Annotated in this window: 19 protein-coding genes and 7 tRNA genes; 4 read left to right on the forward strand and 22 right to left on the reverse strand. The window is 36.9% G+C overall.

Going from position 1 to position 21659, the window contains the following annotated elements; translation table 11 throughout:
• Positions 1 to 15 precede the first annotated feature (15 nt).
• From gltX to KTJ72_RS04180, 4 genes are all read right to left on the reverse strand, one after another.
• The gene (gene gltX, locus KTJ72_RS04165; RefSeq protein ID WP_041152508.1) at positions 16 to 1506 is read right to left on the reverse strand and encodes a glutamate--tRNA ligase; all 1491 of its coding nucleotides are present in this window, start codon (positions 1504 to 1506) and stop codon (positions 16 to 18) included.
• Positions 1507 to 1616: 110 nt separating this feature from the next.
• Entirely contained in the window at positions 1617 to 2708 is a 1092-nt protein-coding gene (locus KTJ72_RS04170; protein WP_052471476.1) for a PIN/TRAM domain-containing protein, read from the reverse strand.
• Positions 2709 to 2729: 21 nt separating this feature from the next.
• A complete protein-coding gene (gene radA / locus KTJ72_RS04175) occupies positions 2730 to 4106 on the reverse strand; it encodes a DNA repair protein RadA (RefSeq protein ID WP_094750867.1) in 1377 nt (458 codons plus the stop codon).
• Positions 4107 to 4133: 27 nt separating this feature from the next.
• Positions 4134 to 4670 (reverse strand): dCTP deaminase/dUTPase family protein, encoded by a 537-nt coding sequence (locus KTJ72_RS04180; protein ID WP_094750866.1) that lies wholly within the window; start codon positions 4668 to 4670, stop codon positions 4134 to 4136.
• A gap of 233 nt (positions 4671 to 4903) precedes the next feature.
• On the opposite strand from KTJ72_RS04180, the gene rpiA reads away from it, so the two are divergent.
• Together rpiA and KTJ72_RS04190 are read left to right on the forward strand one after the other, a co-directional pair.
• On the forward strand, positions 4904 to 5593 hold the full coding sequence (gene rpiA, locus KTJ72_RS04185) for a ribose-5-phosphate isomerase RpiA (RefSeq protein ID WP_034531888.1): 690 nt from the start codon (positions 4904 to 4906) through the stop codon (positions 5591 to 5593).
• 105 nt (positions 5594 to 5698) lie between these two features.
• Positions 5699 to 7039, forward strand: a complete 1341-nt coding sequence (locus KTJ72_RS04190; protein ID WP_217304202.1) for a C1 family peptidase — start codon at positions 5699 to 5701, stop codon at positions 7037 to 7039.
• Positions 7040 to 7074: 35 nt separating this feature from the next.
• Here the strand turns inward: KTJ72_RS04190 and KTJ72_RS04195 are convergent, their stop codons facing one another.
• Both KTJ72_RS04195 and KTJ72_RS04200 read right to left on the reverse strand, forming a co-directional pair.
• Entirely contained in the window at positions 7075 to 7743 is a 669-nt protein-coding gene (locus KTJ72_RS04195) for a 2,3-bisphosphoglycerate-dependent phosphoglycerate mutase (protein WP_217304203.1), read from the reverse strand.
• Positions 7744 to 7757: 14 nt separating this feature from the next.
• On the reverse strand, positions 7758 to 8711 hold the full coding sequence (locus KTJ72_RS04200; protein WP_094750863.1) for a DMT family transporter: 954 nt from the start codon (positions 8709 to 8711) through the stop codon (positions 7758 to 7760).
• A 273-nt stretch (positions 8712 to 8984) separates the two neighbouring features.
• Here KTJ72_RS04200 and KTJ72_RS04205 point away from each other — a divergent pair, with 273 nt between their 5' ends.
• Positions 8985 to 10079 (forward strand): LCP family protein, encoded by a 1095-nt coding sequence (locus KTJ72_RS04205; protein WP_094750862.1) that lies wholly within the window; start codon positions 8985 to 8987, stop codon positions 10077 to 10079.
• A 108-nt stretch (positions 10080 to 10187) separates the two neighbouring features.
• Here KTJ72_RS04205 and KTJ72_RS04210 read toward each other — a convergent pair.
• From KTJ72_RS04210 to KTJ72_RS04250, 9 genes are all read right to left on the reverse strand, one after another.
• A tRNA-Gln gene (locus KTJ72_RS04210) sits at positions 10188 to 10259 on the reverse strand.
• 7 nt (positions 10260 to 10266) lie between these two features.
• Positions 10267 to 10339 (reverse strand) — tRNA-His (locus KTJ72_RS04215).
• Between the two features lie 34 nt (positions 10340 to 10373).
• A tRNA-Leu gene (locus KTJ72_RS04220) sits at positions 10374 to 10459 on the reverse strand.
• Positions 10460 to 10526: 67 nt separating this feature from the next.
• Positions 10527 to 11402, reverse strand: a complete 876-nt coding sequence (locus KTJ72_RS04225) for a homoserine kinase (RefSeq protein WP_249419557.1) — start codon at positions 11400 to 11402, stop codon at positions 10527 to 10529.
• A 1-nt stretch (position 11403) separates the two neighbouring features.
• Positions 11404 to 11850, reverse strand: a complete 447-nt coding sequence (locus KTJ72_RS04230) for a SprT family protein (protein ID WP_217304205.1) — start codon at positions 11848 to 11850, stop codon at positions 11404 to 11406.
• Positions 11851 to 11860: 10 nt separating this feature from the next.
• Positions 11861 to 14029 carry a Tex family protein gene (locus KTJ72_RS04235; protein WP_217304206.1) on the reverse strand — a complete coding sequence of 723 codons (2169 nt, stop codon included), beginning with the start codon at positions 14027 to 14029 and terminating at the stop codon, positions 11861 to 11863.
• 102 nt (positions 14030 to 14131) lie between these two features.
• Positions 14132 to 14548 (reverse strand): hypothetical protein, encoded by a 417-nt coding sequence (locus KTJ72_RS04240; protein ID WP_198178025.1) that lies wholly within the window; start codon positions 14546 to 14548, stop codon positions 14132 to 14134.
• Positions 14549 to 14566: 18 nt separating this feature from the next.
• Complete coding sequence (gene nadE, locus KTJ72_RS04245; RefSeq protein ID WP_057197541.1) at positions 14567 to 15394, reverse strand: NAD(+) synthase; 828 nt, start codon at positions 15392 to 15394, stop codon at positions 14567 to 14569.
• Entirely contained in the window at positions 15394 to 16866 is a 1473-nt protein-coding gene (locus tag KTJ72_RS04250; protein WP_217304207.1) for a nicotinate phosphoribosyltransferase, read from the reverse strand. Before KTJ72_RS04250 ends, nadE begins: the two co-directional genes overlap by 1 nt.
• Positions 16867 to 16958: 92 nt before the next feature.
• Between KTJ72_RS04250 and KTJ72_RS04255 the strand changes: the two genes are divergently transcribed.
• Positions 16959 to 17696, forward strand: coding sequence for a WecB/TagA/CpsF family glycosyltransferase (locus KTJ72_RS04255; protein ID WP_430385412.1), 738 nt, complete (start codon positions 16959 to 16961; stop codon positions 17694 to 17696).
• A 15-nt stretch (positions 17697 to 17711) separates the two neighbouring features.
• Here the strand turns inward: KTJ72_RS04255 and KTJ72_RS04260 are convergent, their stop codons facing one another.
• The 7 genes from KTJ72_RS04260 to KTJ72_RS04290 all read right to left on the reverse strand — a co-directional run bounded on the left by KTJ72_RS04260 (position 17712) and on the right by KTJ72_RS04290 (position 21606).
• Positions 17712 to 18431 (reverse strand): GntR family transcriptional regulator, encoded by a 720-nt coding sequence (locus KTJ72_RS04260; protein ID WP_034531866.1) that lies wholly within the window; start codon positions 18429 to 18431, stop codon positions 17712 to 17714.
• Positions 18432 to 18452: 21 nt separating this feature from the next.
• Positions 18453 to 19229, reverse strand: a complete 777-nt coding sequence (proC, locus tag KTJ72_RS04265; RefSeq protein ID WP_094750854.1) for a pyrroline-5-carboxylate reductase — start codon at positions 19227 to 19229, stop codon at positions 18453 to 18455.
• An 84-nt stretch (positions 19230 to 19313) separates the two neighbouring features.
• Positions 19314 to 19385 (reverse strand) — tRNA-Gln (locus KTJ72_RS04270).
• Positions 19386 to 19392: 7 nt separating this feature from the next.
• Positions 19393 to 19475, reverse strand: a tRNA-Tyr gene (locus KTJ72_RS04275).
• A gap of 188 nt (positions 19476 to 19663) precedes the next feature.
• The gene (locus tag KTJ72_RS04280) at positions 19664 to 21265 is read right to left on the reverse strand and encodes a peptide MFS transporter (RefSeq protein WP_198178027.1); all 1602 of its coding nucleotides are present in this window, start codon (positions 21263 to 21265) and stop codon (positions 19664 to 19666) included.
• A 132-nt stretch (positions 21266 to 21397) separates the two neighbouring features.
• Positions 21398 to 21470, reverse strand: a tRNA-Thr gene (locus KTJ72_RS04285).
• 63 nt (positions 21471 to 21533) lie between these two features.
• A tRNA-Asn gene (locus KTJ72_RS04290) sits at positions 21534 to 21606 on the reverse strand.
• Between the last annotated feature and the right edge of the window lie 53 nt (positions 21607 to 21659).

A 21659-nucleotide genomic window follows, 5' to 3' on the forward strand; every position in this document is an offset into this window, starting at 1 on the left:
AGCGAGCCTTATTTATTATTGATTGATTTGCTTTAAAGTTTCATCAATGTGTTTTAGAGCCTTTTCTCTACCAATCAATTCGATTGATTCAGGTAGTTCAGGACCGTGACTTTCATGAGTAACGGCAATTCTGATTGGCATCCATAGTTGACGTCCCTTGATCTTAGTTTCCTTTTGAATTTCCTTAATTGTCTTTAAGATTTCAATCTTATCGAAAACTGGAACATCCTTAATCTTTTCAGCAAAGGCCTTTAGAACAACTGGTGCAGTTTCGTTTTGAATTTCTTCAAGAGCTTCACCAGAAACCTTAGCTGGTTCGTTAAAGAATACGTCAGCCATTGAGTTGATTTGAGCCATGTAGCTCATTTGTTGCTTGTAAGTGTTGATTAACTTACGAGCCCATTCGATAGTTAAAGCGTCTGGGTTTTCAGGAATGTTACCCTTGGCGATTAATTGACGTAATGCTAAGTCCATAACAACGTCTTCATCAGCAGCCTTAACGTATTGGTTGTTAATCCATTCTAATTTCTTGTTATCGAAGTTAGCTGGTGACTTGCTTAGACGGTGTTCGTCGTACATCTTGATGAAATCACGTTGTGAGAAGATTTCATCTTCACCCTTTGGTGACCAACCTAATAGAGTAATGAAGTTAAACATTGCTTCTGGTAGGTACCCTAGGTCTCTGTATTGTTCGATAAATTGAATGATTGATTCATCACGTTTACTTAGCTTCTTACCAGTGTCGGCACTAGTAATTAAACTCATGTGACCGAATACAGGAGCTTCCCAACCAAATGCTTCGTACATCATTAATTGTTTTGGTGTATTAGCAACGTGGTCGTCACCTCTGAATACGTGTGAAATTTGCATTTCATGATCATCAATAATAACCGCGAAGTTGTAAGTAGGCATTCCGTCACGTTTTACGATAACGAAGTCCCCACCAATAGTATCAGAGTTAAATTCAACATGACCCTTAACAACATCGTCCCATGCGTAAGTCTTGTTCTTTGGTACTCTGAAACGAATAACTGGTTTCAAACCTTTAGCTTCTGATTCAGCCATTGATTTTTGAATTTCTTCTTCTGACATACCAGCATATTCGTATTCGTAATGAGGCATAATGCCCTTTGCACGTTGTTCTTCACGATCAGCTTCTAGTTCTTCTTCTGTTCTGTATGAGTAGTAAGCCTTGTCTTCATCCAATAATTGTTGAATCAATGGATCGTAGATTGAACGTCTTTCTGATTGTCTGTAAGGACCAAACTTACCAGGTTTGTCTGGACCTTCATCCCAATCTAAGCCAAGCCATTTTAAGTTGTCTAACTGACTTTTCTCACCATCAGCTACGTTTCGCTTAGTATCAGTATCTTCGATACGGATAATAAACTTACCTTTATTATGTCTAGCAAATAGGTAATTAAAAATTGCTGTTCTAGCATTACCAATGTGTAAATGTCCGGTTGGACTTGGTGCATATCTAACACGAATTTTCTTATTAGCCAATGATATTTTCTCCTCTTTTTTTATAAATTCTTAGAATAACATTCTAATTTTACAATTATTAGCGATAAAAATAAAGTGCTCAGTAAAAATCTAAAGGTATCTATAACCTTTTATTTATCATCAATTCTAGCGAAAATCATTTTACCTGCATCTGTTTGAATTGAACTGGTTACCTCAACGGATAGTCGTTCGTTTAGATGATTCTTACCATCTTCAACAACCACCATGGTCCCGTCGTCTAAGAATGCGACTCCTTGGCTTCTTTCGGTTCCCTTTTTCAAAATCATAACTTCAAGATGTTCTCCGGGAACAAATCTTGGTTTTAGTGAGTTGGCCAATTCGTTAATGTTTAAAACATTAACCTTTTGGAATTGGATAACCTTGTTTAAGTTGTAGTCGTTAGTAATGATTGAACCGTTGAAATCCTTTGCTAATCTGATTAGCTTACTATCTACTTCTTTGATGTTGTCATAGTCTTGATCAGTAATTTCAATTGGCATAATCTTTTCGGTTTGTAGTTTATTTAAAATGTCTAAACCACGACGACCACGAATACGCTTTTGACTATCAGCTGAATCCGCGATGTATTGTAGTTCATACAAGACAAACTTAGGAACAAGTAATGTTCCTTCGATAAATCCAGTCTTTGCCACCTCATAGATACGACCATCAATCAAAATGTTGGTATCCAAAATCTTAATTGATTTATTGCTGTTGCGGTTTGCAGAGTTAGTCAATGCGTTGCCGCCCTTTTTCAAGCTAACTCTAAAAATCTTGCGCCAATCATTTAACTTAGTGGTTCCCAATAGAAAACCTAGATATCCAAAAGTAATCATCAATAGAGCTGGCAAGATTAAGTTAGTGATTAAATAAGGCGTTCTAAATAAAACGATTGAAATTAAAGTCGCTAAAATTAATCCAATAATCATCCCTAAAGTTCCCATCAAAATATAGAATGGGTTCTTTTGTGATAATTGTTTTTCAACCTGACTCATTGCATTCATGATTCGTTTAACCACAAACAATGAAAGAATATAGAAAACAATGGCTCCAATTACTGAATCAACTAGTGCATTATTTAATAAAATTGAAGGGTTTTCCCATAATGCATGCCAAATAACGGGTAGATAAATTACCCCTAGCGTTGCTCCTAAAATGACAAATATAAATTGGATAACCGTAAATCGATCAATTTTTTTCATTATTATCTTCCTCAGTATGTGTTAGTTAAGTGCGATTTTTATCGCTTGAGCCAGTGTGGATACACCAACGACTTCAATTCCGTCTGGAGCAGTCCATCCTGACATATTATGTTTTGGTATTAATACGCGCTTAAAGCCAAGTTTTTGTGCTTCTAAAACACGTTGTTCAATACGGTTAACTCGTCTAATTTCACCAGTTAACCCAATTTCACCGATGTAACATTCACTAGGGTCTGTTCCCCTGTTCTTGTAACTTGATGCCACACTAATTGCCACAGCCAAATCAATTGCCGGTTCGTTTAACTTAACTCCACCAGCAGCCTTTAAGAAGGCGTCTTGATTTTGTAGCATTAGTCCTGCACGTTTTTCAAGCACCGCCATTAAAACGGCTACACGGTTACGGTCAATCCCGGTAGCTGTTCTTTGGGCGTTCCCAAATACGGATGGTGTTACCAGTGCCTGAATTTCAACTAGGATTGGTCTAGTTCCCTCGATTGAAACAACGATTGCAGAACCATTAGCGTCCTTCAAACGTTCTTCCAAGAAGACCTCTGATGGATTAGCAACTTCACTTAATCCGGATTCTTGCATATCAAAAATCCCTAGCTCGTCGGTTGAACCAAAACGGTTCTTCACGGCTCTTAAGATACGGTAGGAATGATGCATGTCTCCTTCAAAGTATAAAACAGTATCAACCATGTGTTCCAAAGTCTTAGGTCCAGCAATTGAACCACCCTTGGTAACGTGGCCAACCACAAAGATAGTAATTCCATTGGTCTTTGCAATGGACATTAAATCAGCGGTAATTGCTCTTACCTGTGATACGGAACCAATTGCAGAATCAACTTCTGGTTCAGAAATAGTCTGAACGGAGTCAATTACCACTGCATCTGGTTTAATCTCATCAATGGCAGACTTGATGGCACCCATATCGGTTTCTGGATATAGATACATATTGGAGCCATTCACGGATAAACGTTCCGCTCTTAGCTTAATTTGACTGGCACTTTCTTCCCCAGATACATATAGGACACGTTGGTCCTTAGCACCTAATTGACCAGAAATTTGAAGTAACAGTGTGGATTTCCCGATACCAGGATCACCACCAATTAAAATTAATGAGCCCGGAACAATTCCGCCACCTAATACACGATTAAATTCTTGGGATTCAGTTTCAAAACGTGATTCCTTTTCGAACTTAACGTCTTTGATTAGTTGTGGTTTTGTTTGCTGACCATTGAAATCCATTCGGTGAGTCGATTTCAAACTCGATGTTTCTTTTTGAACGGTTTGTTCTTCAAACGTGTTCCATTTTCCACAGTTAGGACAATGTCCCAAGTACTTTGGTGAAATGTATCCACATTCTTCGCAAACAAATTGGGTCTTTACTTTAGCCACATTAATTTCCTTTCTTTAATTCGTTTTTTATTCGCCTGATGAACCAAAACCACCAATTCGTTTAGTACCCTTGTTGGAGTCATCATCAGTTGTTAAGAATGGTACAAAAATACCCTGAGCGATACGATCACCCTTCTTAATCTTTCTATCTAGTAATCCGAAGTTAGTCATTTGAACAAACAACTCACCTTCGTTGCTTTCATTTCCATAGTAATCAGCATCAACGATACCAATTCCATTTGGTAAAACCATACCTCTCTTTAGTGGACCACTTGAACGGTTAGCAATAATAAGCATTTCATCTGGTTGCATGTAGACCTTAATTCCAGTTGGAACTAATAATGGACGTAAGATATCCTTTGCACGTTGCATCTCATCTTCAGATACGTCTTTTTCATGCTTAATTGCCCAAAGAACTTTTAAAAATCCTAATTTCCAAATTGAGGGTAATACAAAATCGACACCGGCTTCGATATCATAACCCGCTGCTTGGTTAGTAGAACGATAAGGTAGGTTGATGCCTTTATCCTTGTACTTTGTAACTACTTCAAATCCTCTTTTCATATCTACACATCCTGTTAATTTATTAGTATTATTATACTATGTATTTTATATGAAAACTGTTAACAATTAAATACAAATATTTTATTTGACAAACTCACGATAACCATAGAAAATTAATATAGTATTATTGAGGTATATTTAATACCTTTGTTCGAAACCTTTCGTCTGAATGTATAAGCATTCAAAGTCGATTTAACGTCGTTTTACCGAATATTTTAGAGGGGAAAAGGATTATGGATAAAGAATTAATGAAAAAAGTTGCCGGCCAAGAAGCTGTCAAATATATCAAAGACGGTATGACTGTCGGTCTTGGTACAGGTTCAACTGTGAAATACTTGTTGGATGCATTGGGAGAACGAGTAGCCAAAGAAGGATTACGTATTATTGGTGTTCCAACTTCCAACCGCTCAGCAAAGCGTGCTCGTGACTTGGGAATTGATGTTAAAAGTATCGATGACGTTGACCATATTGACTTAACAATTGACGGTGCTGACCAAATCGATGAAAATTTCCAAGGTATCAAGGGTGGCGGTGTTGCCCACCTTCGTGAAAAAATTGTCGCAATCAACTCAGATCGAAACATCTGGATTGTCGATGCAACAAAGATGGCCAAAAACCTTGGCTCTTTTCCCCTTCCTTTGGAAGTTACTCCGTACGGAAGCACTCACCTATTCAAACGTTTAGACGATATGGGTTACCATCCTACTTTTAGAACCAACGCTAAGGGTGGCCACGTGTTAACTCACGCTGATAACTACATTATCGATTTAAACTTAGGTTACATTGAACATCCCCACGAACTTGAAACCATCCTAAACAACATGACTGGAATCGTTGAACATGGTCTGTTCCTAGATGTTGTTGACATGGTAATTGTCGGATATGAAGATCATTCAGAAACATTCGACGCTAAAAGAAAATAATAAATCTAAACCGTGATAGTAAGTACGTCTTATTATCACGTTTTTTTGCTTTTAAAGACATTTGACCTGAGTGATATAATATTATAAAAGCAAGGAGGAATAATGATGTCAAAGAGTATTAGTAATGAAAATATCCAAAAGTATCATAACGATTTATTAGATCGTAAAGAAGCTAAGGTAATGCAAAGAGCCGTAAGCCATAATGGTATCAACTCTTCAGCTGCCAACTTCGAAGCGGAAGGTAACATGAAGCCAAACTTTTCAATTGAAATCAATACTGGTGAAGTTGCCAACCAAAAACATAGTGGCCGTTGCTGGATTTTCGCAGCGCTAAATACTATGCGTCATAACCTAGCTAAAAACTTCAACTTATCTGGTGATTTTGAATTATCACAAATTTACACTACTTTCTGGGATAAGTTTGAAAAATGTAACTGGTTCTTAGAAAACATTATCAAAACTGCTGATGAACCATTAACCTCACGCCGTGTTTCATGGCTATTAGATTCACCACAACAAGATGGTGGTCAATGGGACATGTTATGTGCGGTAATCGAAAAGTACGGTGTTGTTCCTCAATCAGCAATGGTTGAAACTGCCGTAAGTAACGATACTTCAGAATTAAACGTTGTATTAAACCAAAAGCTAAGAATGGATGCCATTCAACTACGTGAACTAGTTTCACAAAACAGTTCAGATATCGAAAAGGTAAAAGACGAAATGTTAAGCGAAATTTACCGTGTCTTAGTCTACTCATTCGGTGAACCCGTTTCAGAATTCAATTTTGAATACCGTGATGAAAAGAACGAATACCATATTGATACTGATTTAACTCCAAAGAAGTTCTTTGATAAATACGTAAACTTAAACCTAGAAGATTACGTTTCAATCATCAACTCCCCTACATTGGACAAACCATACGAAAAGACTTACACCGTTGATATGTTAGGTAACGTTATCGATGGTCGTCAAGTTAAGCATTTAAACCTTGAAATGGACCGTCTAGAAGAACTAACCATCACCCAATTAAAGAACGGTGAAAGTGTTTGGTTCGGAAGCGATGTTTCAAAGGAATCAGATCGTAAAAAAGGAATCATGGACGACAACCTATACTCAAAGGATGAATTATTCGACATTGATTTATTAATGAGTAAGGATGAACAACTAGATTACCACCAAAGTGTTATGAACCACGCCATGGTTATCACCGGTGTTGATATCGTCGATGGTCAACCAACTAAGTGGAAGGTTGAAAACTCTTGGGGTAACCAAGTTGGTTCAAAGGGTTACTTTGTAATGAGTGAATCATGGTTTAGACGTTTCACTTACCAAGTTGTTATCAACAAGAAGTACCTATCTGAAGAAGATAAGAAGAACCAAGAACAAGACCCCGTTGTATTAGATCCATGGGATCCAATGGGAACTCTTGCATTCAACGAAAAATAATATACAAAAAAGAGCTGATAAATTATCAGCTCTTTTTATATTGTCTTTTTATTAATTACATTCAACTTATCATCGAAATGATAAACGATTGGCTTTCCGTTTGGAACTTCCACTCGATCAATGTCATCATCACTAATATTATCTAAATACTTAATTAATGCCCGAAGAGTTGAACCATGGGCAACTACTAACTCGTTTTGTCCATTCAATAGCTTAGGGGCAATCGAGTCTTGCCAGTATGGCATCAATCTTTCATAAGCCATCTTTAGACTTTCACCACGTGGTTCAATCACAGCGATTTTTTCATACTTATGTTCTTCATCAGGTTGATCCAGCAATGGTGGGACCGTCGTATAGCTGCGTCTAAATTCAGCAAACTTTTCAGGTCCATATTGTAACTTAACGTCATCTTTTTTACGACCGCGCAACGCACCATAATGACGTTCATTTAGTCGCCATGACTTTGTCTCTTGAATATATTGTTGGTTAATTTCACTTAACACAATATGCAACGTTTCAATTGCGCGTTTTAAAAACGAAGTATGAGCATGATCAAAATCAATTCCCAATTGACTAATCTTCTTACCGGCATCGTGAGCTTGTTGAATTCCCTTTTCAGTTAGGGAAACATCACTCCAACCAGTGAAAACATTCTTCTCGTTGGCAACACTTTGACCATGACGCATGATTACTAAATACGACATATTATCATCTCTTTTTATTCTTCTAATGCAGCATTCTTTTGTTCCATCTGACTACCAATAAATGTAATCACAGAACCGATTAGAATAATCACAATTCCAATCCAGGTATTAATTGTAATCTTTTCACCTAACAAAATCATTGCCAAGATTGGTGCCAATCCTGGTTTAATGAAAAAGACGATTGAGGCAATTGATACCCCTGCTCTTTCCATGGCAAGGAAGTAGAATGCGAATCCACCACCTGTTACACAGACACAAATAAATAGTAGAATCCAGAAGTAATTCATGGAAATATTATGAATGATTGGTGTGTTTGCAAATGGTTTTAGCCATTCTACCTTATTCATGTAGTTTGCAACAGCAGAAATATTGGTAATTGATACTAAAATTAAAAGTTCAACAGATCCGGCTAAAAATGTGTAGCAAGTAGTTGCTAGTCCATTTTGACCAGTCACTTGTGAACCCCATCTGGATACAATGCTGTAAAGACCAAATGTTAGTGCTGAACCCAACGCTAATGAAATTCCCAATGGGTTTGTAAGGTTGGCCGGATTAACTATGACAAGCAATCCGATAATAGAAAGAACTAGGGAAATAAATCCTAGTCGGCTAATCTTTTCTCTTAGAATAAAGAAAGCGAATAGTAATGCAAATACTGGATTACAACTAAATAGCACCGCTACAGTTGATGCTTCATCGTACATGATGGCTAATTGGAATAGCGTCATGCTGACTACCACACATAAAAATCCAGTTAATAAGAAGACGCCTAAACTTTTCCATTTACTCGTCAATAATGATTGTTTTCCATTCTTCACGACAATCGGAATTAAAACCAATCCCCCGATAAAGAATCGAATTAAATTCAATTGAATTGGACTAAAAACTCCTTGGACACTTTTTAGTGAAATCTCCATTGAACTAAACATAAATGTGGAAATTAAAACATACAGAAAAGTCTTTTTCAACTTTAAACGCACTCCTTTAAATTTACAAATTATAAAAAACTTGATACACTACAAGCTTAAAGTTCATATTGTGATGTTTTTTATATTAACATCGAAATTATATCATATCCCCAGGCCTTATTAAAAATGTAACAGAAATATTACAATTTATTACATATTTCGTAAGTATTATTATTTTCAAAAAAATAAGTTTATAATATTACTTATATTTACGTATCTTAATTATAGGTAGTATAATGGGGAAATTCAGAATAAAGGAGCTATTTTTGATTTATGCAAAACAATAATCAAAACATCGATAGAGCTTCCAGAACTAGAGGAAACCAAACTCACTTCAAGAAGAAGAAAAGCCATAAGGGTGCTTGGATTTCACTTATTGTCTTTTTAGTTCTAGTAGTTACTGGATTAATCATTGCTCATGGTGTTTATGTCAACATGAAGAATGCTGCGGATAAGGCTTATCAACCAGGTTTATCCACAAAAGAAAGAAACGTATCTAGCGTCATTGCTCAGAACAAACCTGTTTCAATCTTACTTCTAGGTACCGATACCGGTGCCCTAGGACGTCATGACACAGGTAGAACTGATACTATGATCCTAGCTACTATCAATCCTAAGAAGGAAACAATTTACCTAACAAGTATCCCTCGTGATACTAAGGTTACTGTTCCTGGAGATTCACAACCTTATGAAAAGATCAATGCTGCATATACCATTGGTGGTGCTTCAAGTGCCGTACAAACCGTACAAAACTTGTTAAACGTTCCAATCGACTTCTATGCAATCATTAACATGGGTGGTCTAGAAAAGATGGTTAACGCTGTTGGTGGTGTTACCGTTACTCCTCCTTTAACTTTCCATTATGAAGCTGCGAATGTTGTTAAGGGTCAAACAGTTACATTGAATGGTGCTCAAGCTCTTGCTTACTCAAGAATGAGACATCAAGATCCTGCTGGTGACTACGGTCGTCAAGTACGACAAAGACAAGTACTACAAAAACTTGTTCTAAAAGGTATGAACATTTCTTCATTACCAAGATACAAATCAATCCTAAGTTCAATCTCAGGTAACCTTAAGACTGATATGAAGTTTGATGATATGGTTGCTTTACGTGAAAGATACGGAAACGCAACTCACCACATCAAGTCACAAACACTTCAAGGTGAAACTGCTGTTGTTGACGGTGTTGATTATGAAGTACCAACTCAAGAAACTCTTCTAAACATTTCAAACTCAATTAGACAAAGCCTTGGATTAAGCAAACTTACTTCATTAAACCAAACACAAAGTCAAACAAGTGACTACAGTGTTGGTTCCAGCGTAATGAGTAGTTCATCCACTCAAATCAATTACTCAACTGATAACTAAAAATAAAAGGTTCTGGTTAGTACCAGAACCTTTTTTATATCCCCTACTTTTACATCATGAAGACAAAGAAAAAGGAGACATCCAAATGGATGTCTCCTTTTTAAGTAGTTGGGCTAGCTGGGTTCGAACCAGCGCATCACGGGATCAAAACCCGTTGCCTTACCACTTGGCTATAGCCCAATAAAAGGGCGGTAGGTGGGAATCGAACCCACGCGTGTCGGAACCACAATCCGATGTGTTAACCACTTCACCACTACCGCCATATTATTATATGTGATAATGATTTCTCATTAATGCGGCCAAGAAGACTCGAACTTCCACCGGGAATAATCCCGACAAGATCCTTAATCTTGCGCGTCTGCCAATTCCGCCATGGCCGCAATAAAAAATCACAAATATTATTATATGTGATTTTTTCCTACTTTGCAATAGGTGTTTTAAATTTTTTTATTCACCGCGTACAGTGGCACCACTGTGATCGACCTTAATCAATCTCATGACTCCGTCTAATTTACCGAAATTTAATCTGTCACGTAATTGATTTAGTTCTGATTCGGTACCGAATGTAATCACACAACGATGTGATTGGTTTAAGAATGTACCGTAAATTCCTAGTTCATGTGCTTGTTTTCTGATGGTTTCAAGTTCTGGCACTACTTCATAGATGTTATCGGTGTAAATAGCGTCATTTTCCATCATTTCAGTAGCTTTAGTCCATTCATTGCTCATTAATGAGGCCACTAGTACATTGGTAGCGCTGCTGGCTTTTACGGCATCTACAGAGCTAACTTGGTTCTTGTAGATAGCCTTATCACTACCGTCATCCTTAGTTAGGTATACTAACGCGTTAATAACCTCTGGAATTTTGGTCTTAACTGTTGTAGCCATTTCACCATTAAAGTAAGAAACGGTAATGTCACCTAATAATGCAGATGCGACACCGTCAGCATGGCCTTCAATCTTACTACCGATGTTAATTTCATCATCTAGCGAAAGGTCTAATTCGCCTAACGCATTCGCAATCTTGATTCCCGCAACAATCGCTGTAGTGCTTGAACCAAGTCCTCTTCCAATTGGCACATCTGACATAACAGTTAATTGGTGAGGTTTGATTGTTGGATCAACCTTTAATATGGTTTGCACGATAATGTTGTTTTCATCGTTTGGAACGTCATCCCCCAATGCATGGTTAACTTGCCAATGTTGCATTTCTTCTTCAACGATGACTGTGTAGTATAAACCAAATGCAATTCCGATTGAGTTAATTCCAGCTCCGATTCCTGTTGATGTAGCAGGTACTCGGATAATTATTTTTTTATCCAAACTAATCATCTCCAGTGTCTAATTTTAGTTTTCCACGACATTTTCCACATACATACTTGTGAGTGTCAATTCTACGCTTACGACGGTAAGTTTGTCCACAATGTGTACAAACATATTTTAACGGACGCTTGTCCACAGGTGCCGGCGCAAATCTTGAGCCACCCACCGTTTTCAATAATCGTTTAAAAGCTAAAGTATTATGCTTACCAGAATAACCGGCAAGATGGAGATGGTAATGGCAAAGCTCATGCTTAATCACCCCTACCAATATCTCCATGGAATGTTCAGTTAACATCTTAGGGTTGATATCAATATCATGGCTAGCAACATGATATCTTCCACCAGTGGTTCTTAAACGACTATTAAAGTATGCACGGTGCTTAAATGGTTTGGCGAACGATTCCTGTGAAATCTTTTCCACCAATGATTGTAATTCTTGATCATTCATTTAAATTTTATCACTTCTCCGGGTTAATCATCGTTAGTTGAATTCGATTTCGTTTAATATCAACTGATAATACCCATACATCAACAATGTCCCCAACAGAAACAACGCTACTTGGGTCAGAAATAAATTGATCACTCATTTGTGAGATGTGGACAAGTCCATCTTGTTTTACCCCCACATCCATGAATGCACCAAAGTCAATTACGTTTCTAACGGTTCCTTGTAATTGCATCCCTTCTCTTAAGTCCTCAATCTTCAATACATCTTGCTTTAGGACTGGAGTTGGCATGTTATCACGAAAATCTCTTCCTGGACGTTTTAATCCATCGATGATGTCTAAAACAGTTTGCTTTCCATAACCATTTTCTTTAATAAACTTATCAACATCAAATGTGGATAAAGCTTGGTTAATTTCGGTTGTTCCCAATGAATCCAAACTTAAATTTAATTCATCCACAATTTGGTTAGCAATCATGTAACTTTCCGGATGAATATCGGTATTATCAAGTGGATTACTACCGTCTAGAATTCTTAAGAAACCAATGGCTTGTTCATAAGTCTTTTGTCCCAATCTAGGTACCTTTGATAGGGATTGACGAGTCTTGTATTCACCATTTTCGTTTCTAAATTTAACAACGTTTTTAGCGGTAGTCTTAGTCATCCCTGAAATATGAGTTAATAACTCTGGACTAGCAGTATTAACGTTGACCCCCACTTTATTAACAGCTGTTTCCACAACTCGGTCCAATTGGGAATCCAATTGTTTAGCAGGCAAATCGTGTTGATATTGACCAACCCCTACTGACTTAGGATCAATCTTAATCAATTCAGCTAACGGGTCTTGAAGACGTCTTCCGATACTTACTGCAGAACGTTCTTCAACGTGAAAGTCAGGAAATTCATCACGTGCATTTTGACTTGCAGAGTATACAGAAGCACCGGCTTCATTAACAATTACGTAATATACCGGTAGATTATTTTCTTTAATTAGTTCAGAAACAAATTGTTCTGATTCACGACTAGCTGTTCCATTTCCGATTGCAATCATTTCAGCATGGTTCTTCTTAATGAAATCAACCAGTTGTTTTTTAGCTTGTTGGCGTTTAGCTTCACTTGCTGGTTTGTGTGGATAAATCACTAACTTATCCAAGAACTTACCGTTATCGTCAATTGCGGCTAATTTACATCCGGTACGATAAGCTGGGTCAAACCCAATCACTACCTTGCCCTTGATTGGTGCTTGCATCAAAAGGTTATACAAGTTGCGGCCAAAGATGTTAATGGCATGTTCATCAGCCTCGTCGGTTAGTTCATTTCTGATTTCACGATCAATGGCTGGTTTCATAAAACGAGCGTATGCATCTTCATAAGCATTCTTCACAAATTCAGCTGACTTACCGTTACGTTTACGGTTAGTTTCTGCTTGTAAGAACTTGTAGATGACGTTGGTATTAACATCAATGCTGACGGTTAATACCTTTTCCTTTTCACCACGATTTAACGCTAGGACACGGTGCTTCTTCAATTGGTTAATTGGTTGTGAAAAGTCATAGTAATCTTCATAGACGTGCTTTTCGTCTTTTTCATCAGCATCTTTCTTGGCCTTGCTGGCAATTTGACCATGCTTCTTGGTATCTTCTCGAATCCATTCTCTTAGATGAGCGTCGTTTCCGATATCTTCTGCTAGGATTTCATGAACACCGTTCAAGACATCTTCGACGTCGGTTAGTTCTTTTTCTGCATCCACATAATCTTTTGCCTTATTCACAAAGGAATCATCGTTAGCTAAAACTAGTTTAGCTAATGGTTCTAAACCTTGTTCTCTGGCAATCATCGCCTTGGTCTTCTTTTTTTTCTTGTATGGTAGATACAAGTCTTCGACTCTTTGCATTGATTCAGCCTTTTCGATGTCAGCATTTAATTTATCGGTTAGTTTACCTTGTTCTTCGATTAAACGAAGAACTTCTTCCTTACGGTTTTCTAGGTTAGTAATTTTAGTGTTGGCATCGGAAATTTCTCTAATTTGCACTTCATCCAAACTACCTGTACGTTCCTTACGGTATCTGGCAATAAATGGAACGGTATTACCATCTTCTAGCATAGAAATAACGGCTATGATTTGTTTTTCAGAATAGCTGCCTAATTCTTTTCTGATTTTTTTAATGATTGATTGATCCAAATCGTTCATCTCATTTCTTATTTGAGTTTGTCTTTAATTATATCATTGCATTTTTAGATAAAAAAATAGTTGGTAATATTTACCAACTATCTTTTGTTTTTATTACATTGACATCATAATTTTTTGAGCTGTCTTAAATACTCGTTCGATGCTATCTTGTTGTAGCTTACCTGCCTCGTTAAAAGCATCTGCTTCAATGGTATCAGCTTTGATACTGTCTACCATGTCTTGGCATCCCTTAACGTAGTCAGCATAAGCTTCCTTTAGGATTGAGTGACGACCTAGTTCCTTAGCAGGAACTTGAACGTTATCAAGTTGTGATAAGAATTCTTTGTACTTATCAGTACCCTTTTGGAAAGTATCCTTTGTGCTTGCTAAATCGATTGATGAGTAATCGTTATTAGCAACAGATTCTTCCAATGGATCGTAATCATGACTCATTTCTTCACCAACCTTGTTAGTGTTAGTGATTAAATCAGATAAAAATGGAGCATAGATTGCCATCTTGTTTTTCTTCATAATTAAAAAATTCCCTTCTTACTTCCAAAAGTCATCGTAAATAGTAATTGGTAGATGACGTTTGTGTTCTGTTTTAATATACCAGTTTTCAATCTTTTCTGCAGCATCTTTTGAAACTTCTCTGCCTTCTAGGTAGTTATCGATATCGTCGTAAGTTACACCTAAAGCAGCTTCATCAGGTAAAGCTGGACGGTTATCTTCTAGGTCAGCAGTTGGAATCTTTTCGTATAAATGCTTTGGTGCATCTAATTCGGCTAGCATTGCCTTACCTTGGCGTTTGTCTAAACGCCATAATGGAGTAATATCTGCAGCACCGTCACCAAACTTAGTGTAAAAACCAGTTACGGCTTCAGCGGCATGATCGGTTCCTAAAACGGCACCGTGAGTTTGACCAGCGATTGCGTATTGAGCAATCATTCTTTGTCTTGCCTTGATGTTACCCTTGTTAAAGTCAGAAATTTCCATTCCATCGGCTTCAACAGAAGCAACGGCAGCATCAGCTGCTGGTTTGATATCTACTCGGATAGTCTTGTCAGCTTCGATGAAAGCAATTGAATCCATTGCATCTGATTCATCGGCTTGAGTTCCATAAGGTAATCTAACGGCGATAAACTTGTATTCATCGTCATTAGTTTCTTCACGCATTTCGTTAATGGCGATTTGTGCTAACTTACCGGTTAAAGTAGAATCTTGTCCACCTGAAATTCCTAGAACTAGCGTCTTTAGGAAAGTATTTTTCTTTAGGTAGCTCTTTAGAAAGTCAACACTGTTTCTGATTTCTTCTTTTGGATCAATTGATGGTTTTACCTTTAATGCATCAATGATTTCTGCTTGCTTTTCTCTCATTACAATTCACCCTTGTCTTGCTTATTTTTGATTTTATCGTGAACATCCTTGATAATGCTCATCTTGTTGTTCCAACATTTTGTTGATAAATCAACTGGGTATTCTTGTGGGTTCAACTCACGTTTGTACTCAGGCCATAGTGATGATAATACATCTTCTGAATATTGTTTGATATCGGCTAATTCTGGTTGTTCATAAACTAATGCGCCATCTTTGTAGATGTCCTTTAGTAATGGTCTTGCATCAAAATCAGTCAATGTCTTGTTAATGTATGTGTATTGAGGATGGAACATGTATAGACTAGCTTCATCATTTGGATTTTCATCATCTAATGTGATGTAATCTCCTTCTGACTTACCGTCCTTACGTTCTGTAATTCTCCATACTTGTTTCTTACCTGGTGTAGATACCTTTTCAGCATTGTTTGACAACTTAATGGTATCAACCATTTCGCCGTTATCATTTTCAACTGATACCATCTTATAAACGGCACCTAGTGCTGGTTGATCGAATGCGGTAATTAATTTGGTACCAATTCCCCAAACATCAATCTTAGCATCTTGCATCTTCAAACTAGTGATAGTCTTTTCATCCAAGTCGTTTGAAGCAAAAATCTTAGCATCTGGATATCCAGAATCATCTAGCATTTCACGGACACGTTTTGATAGGTATGCCATATCACCAGAATCAATACGGACACCAGCAAAATGAATCTTGTCACCCATTTCATTGGCCACCTTGATGGCGTTAGGAACACCACTCTTTAAGGTGTCAAAAGTATCAACTAGAAAAACACATTCACGATGGCTTTGTGCATAAGCCTTGAAGGCTTTGTAGTCATCTTGGAATAATTCCACTAATGAGTGGGCATGAGTTCCACTAATTGGAATGTTAAAGTTTTTACCTGCTAAAACATTTGATGTAGCGTTGAAGCCACCAATATAAGCAGCTCTGGTTCCCCAGATTGCCGCAGCAGTTTCTTGAGCACGACGACTACCAAATTCTAGTAGTGGGTCATCCCCTGCTGCCATTCTAATTCTAGCAGCCTTAGTAGCAATCAATGTTTGATAGTTAACGATGTTTAAGATTGCTGTTTCAACTAGTTGGCATTCACAAACATTTCCTTCAACTTGAAGCATTGGTTCGTTATTGAATACCAATTCACCTTCAACCAAAGAACGAATTGATCCAGTAAACTTAAAATTACGAAGATATTCTAAAAATTCTTCGGTATATTCGTTTTGAGAACGTAAGAACTCAATATCATCATCAGTAAAGTTGATATCTTTAATATAGTTAATTACTTTTTCCAATCCCGCATAAATGGCAAAACCATTTTCGAATGGCATCTTTCTAAAGTAAACTTCGAATACAGCTCGACGATTTTGCAAACCAGCTTGGAAGTAAGTTTGCATCATATTGATTTCATATGCATCAGTATGTAATGTTAAATTATCAAATTCATTTGACATTTTTTATGAAATCCTCCTAATACTTGTCGCATTTTATTGTCTTTTATTTTATCATTAATTAAAGAAATAATCATAATAATTTATTTGAAGGTATTGCAATGGAAAATAAAACTGTTAATATTTTAGGTTTTGATTTTTTAAATAGTTCATTCAATGATTTCATGGAAAACACCAAGCATAGAATCGATAAACATGAAAATACTTTTGTCGTGACTGCTAATCCCGAAATCGTTGTTCACGCTTTAAACGATCAAAAATACACCGAAACAATTAAAAAATCTGACTACCTAGTTGCCGACGGAATTGGTATCGTTATGGGTGCCAATATCCTAGGTTCAGATATGAGTGAAAGAATTACCGGATACGACATCCTATTAGACCTATTAAGCTGGAGTAATCAAAACCATAAATCAGCATACTTTTTGGGTGCCAAACCAGAAGTTATCGCTGATTTAAAGAAGATCATTCCGCAAAAATACCCAGATTTAACCGTTTCTGGATATCATGATGGATATTTTGCCGATAGTGATAAAATTGCCGCTGAAATCAAGCAAAATCAGCCTGATATGGTGTTTGTTGCCCTAGGTTTCCCTAAACAAGAATACTTCATCGAAAAATATCGTCATGTAAGCAATGGTCTCTGGATTGGACTGGGCGGTAGCTTTGATGTTTTATCAGGTCACGTTCAACGTGCACCACAATTTTGGATCAATCACCACATTGAATGGTTATACCGTTTAATCAAGGAACCTACTCGTTTCAAACGTATGTTGGCATTGCCAAAGTTCATCCGTTTAGTAAAGAAACAAAAGAAAAATGAAGCAAAATAAAAAAGTACATCGACATTAGTCGAATGTACTTTTTTTACTATCTAAATAAAATTCAAATCTTTCGCCCACGTATTGAGTACGAACGTATTCAAATGGTTGACCGTTTTGTAGTGAAGTTACCTGTCTTAATAACAGAATGGCATCACCCTTCTTAATATCTAGGTATTCAGCGATTCTTTCGGAAGCAAGAGTTGCTGAAACGTTTTGTCTTGATACTTTCGGTACTAGGTTCTTCTTTTCCTTCAATGATGCATAGAATGAATCGGTCACATCATCTTTACTTAACCCATCGATAATCTTTTCAGGAACTGTGGCGATTTCAAAACAAATAGGCACACCATCACCGTATCTAATTCTTTCCATTCTCAATACCTTGTCGTTTTGAGAGATGTTTAGCTTTTCGATTTCACTTAGCGAAGGTTCTAGTGTGTGATATGAAATGGTCTTGCTGGCAGGGAGTTTACCTTGCGCCAACATGATGTCGGTAAAACTGGTCACACCTGACATCTTTTCTTGGACCTTTTCATTGGAAACGTATGTACCTGAACCGACACGTTGATCTAAGATGCCTTCGTCAACAAGTGTTTGAATTGCTTGTCTTAAAGTCATTCGACTAACGTTAAATTCAGTTGATAGTTGTCGTTCTGATGGAATGCGACTACCTAGTTTCCATTTACCCTCTTCAATATTCTTTTTGATTTCATTATGAATTTGGATATAAATTGGCAAAGCCATTATTTCACTATCCCTTCATTACTATTCTTGCGTTGCATCGAAACAATCAATTACGGCCTTTTCGAAACCGCTCTTCTTCAATGCTAATAATCCCTTGATAGTTCCACCGGCTGGAGAACAAACATCATCAATTAAATCACTTGGTGACTTGTCAGATTTTTCAATCATCTTCATTGATCCTAGAATAGCTTGCGCTGCTAATTGAGTCGCTGTTTGTTTGTCTAAACCATGGTTAACTGCGCTTCTGCTAAAGATGTCCGCAAATAAATAAGCGTATGCAGGAGTACAGCCCATTAATGATCCTGACACATCAAATTTGTCTTCAGGAACTTCAATCATCTTGCCTAGTAGTTCTAGGTTCTTAACAGTATCTGCTAACATTTGGTCAACTAGGTTTTCGTTAGCCTTGTAGATTAACATTCCTTCATTAACTTCTACGTTAACGTTTGGAATTAAACGAATGATTGGTAAATCATAGCTAGTTAACTCTTCTAGACGTTCTAATGAAATTTGCCATGCGATTGATGCTAGAATCTTACCATTTAAGTTTTCTCTAACATCCTTTAAAGCATCAACAACTTGTTTTGGTCCTGTTGCCAAGATAACCAAGTCACTGCTTGCTGCTACTTCTTGATTACTGTCGCTACAGTTAATCCCTGTAGTCTTTGCGAATTCTTGATATTTTTCCCTATGTGGAGCATGTACATATATATCACTAGCCTTGACTTGACCAGAATTGATATATCCTTTAATCATTGCCTTTGCCATTGCTCCGACACCAATAAAGCCTATTTTCATAGCAACCTCCAGAACTTAAAAAATGATGTGTTTATTATAACATAAAAAAAATGACTAACTATAAAAGTTAGTCATTTAAAGTAGTTGGGCTAGCTGGGTTCGAACCAGCGCATCACGGGATCAAAACCCGTTGCCTTACCACTTGGCTATAGCCCAATAAGAATGGAGGGGAGTGGATTCGAACCACCGAACCCGAAGGAGCGGATTTACAGTCCGCCGCGTTTAGCCAGACTTCGCTACCCCTCCGAAAAGATATAAAATGTAATCAACAAGAAATATAATATCAAAATCATAGATGCTTGTCAATGACTTTTTTTACCTAATCGCAAGTGTTAAAACTGCGATGTCATTGGTATGTCTCAACCAATCAACAAATAATATAATATCGAAAATCGCGGTTTAAGTCAACACTTTTTCTATACTTTTTTAAATTTTTAGTGCATGTTCAAATCTCGTAAGACCTGGTGTAATAATATAACCATCACAATGGCTAATACTAATCCAATACTCCCCAAAACTAAGAAGTAGTTAACATTATCTACAGAGAAATATTTAACAACCTGAGAGTTAATAGCTTGGCCGGTAGCATCAGATAGATACCATACCCCCATCATTTGTGAGACAAAGTTTTTGGGCGCTAAACGGTATGTTACAGAAAGTCCAACAGGAGAAATGAACATTTCACCTAAACAGATAATTCCAACAGTAGCGATGATCCATAGTGGATTAACTTCACTACCAGCCAAAAACTTAATTGGAACAAATAAAATCAAACATCCTATACTTGCTAAGATTACCCCTAGCGGGAATGTCTTAACAGCATTACTTTCCTTATGATGCCAAACTTTAGCAAAGAATGGAGTAAGAATTAAAATAAATAATGGATTAATTGCTTGGTACCATGTTCTTGAAATGTGAACGTGGAAGTCCCCATTATGCAAAATTCCTAATAGAATAAAGAATACTAGAATTGCCGCTGTAAATGCCTTTAATAAGACACTATTGCTATTCTTATGAACGAAGTAACCAATAATCAATGAAGCAACGATAAAGAATGCTAATACGACATACTTCCATATATAGAAATCATTGTCAGTACTACCACTGGCCATCATAGCTAAAACGATTGGTCCTTGTTCTTCTACTCCCCAGAAGAAAGCAGCACAAATGAATAATAGTACGTAAACTACCATTCCCTTCCTTTCTTTTTGAGTAGTATGGTTACTACTAATAATCACAAAGAAGTAAATGAACGGAATAACGATTGTTATTACACTAAGTAAAGTAATAATATTCTCAAGATTCAATGCATCAAACACATACATTAATAGAAATACTAATGCGATTGAAACAACGAATAACATAACTCGATCAAGTAGCTTTTTAATTTCGTAAGGTTCAATTGGATTTAAAGTGTAAATACTATTGTTTTGGTTATAGTCTTTTGTGTGTCTTTCAAAGATAGCAAGTCCGATTGCCATCGCAATGGCACCGATTAAGAATCCAAGATGGAAATTAACGTGCACACCAATATAACCGATAATGATTGGTGCTAAGAAAGCCCCAATATTAATCCCTGAAAGGAAAATGGTAAAACGATATGCCCTAGTGTTATATCGTTCATCATATAAATTACCAACCATCGTTGTGATTGTTGGTTTTAATAATCCAGTTCCCACTGTTAAAAATACAAGAGATACAAATAATAACCAAATCGTATTATGGAGTGGAATCGTTAAAATTAACTGACCTAAAATAATTAAAATAGCCCCGAGAGAAACTGTTCTTTTTCCTCCCAGAATCCTATCACTAATGTAACCCCCACAAGCAGCGGATAAATAACTTAATGATCCATAGATCGCAAACAATGATGCAGCTGTAGAAGGCTTAAAGCCAAGACCACCCCTACTTAATGAATAGTACATGTAGTACAAAAGGATTGCTTGCATACCATAGTAACTAAATCTTTCTAGTGATTCAGTTAACGTTAATGAAATTAGACCCCTTGATTGATTATCATTATCAATTTTATCCAATTAATACTCCTCCAAACAATTAAAAATCATAGCAACGGTAATTATACTCTCTGATTAAAATTTTATCAATTTTACCAAAATCTAATCATCTGAAAATAAAAAAACTAGGACGACTAAATCCTAGTTTTTTTATGCCGGCTGCAGGACTTGAACCTGTGACCGCCGGTTTACGATACCGATGCTCTACCAACTGAGCTAAGCCGGCAAATGCTATGTATATTTTAATATACAACAAAGGTGCTAACATTTGTTAGCACCTTTTTATATACTCCGAATGTCAGACTCGAACTGACGACAACCTGATTAACAGTCAGGTGCTCTACCAACTGAGCTAATTCGGAATAACGCGCGGCAACGTCCTACCCTTGCAGAGGGCGATCCCTCAACTACTATC

Origin of the sequence: Apilactobacillus waqarii (assembly GCF_019061205.1) — a bacterium.
In the GTDB taxonomy this organism is placed as follows: domain Bacteria; phylum Bacillota; class Bacilli; order Lactobacillales; family Lactobacillaceae; genus Apilactobacillus; species Apilactobacillus waqarii.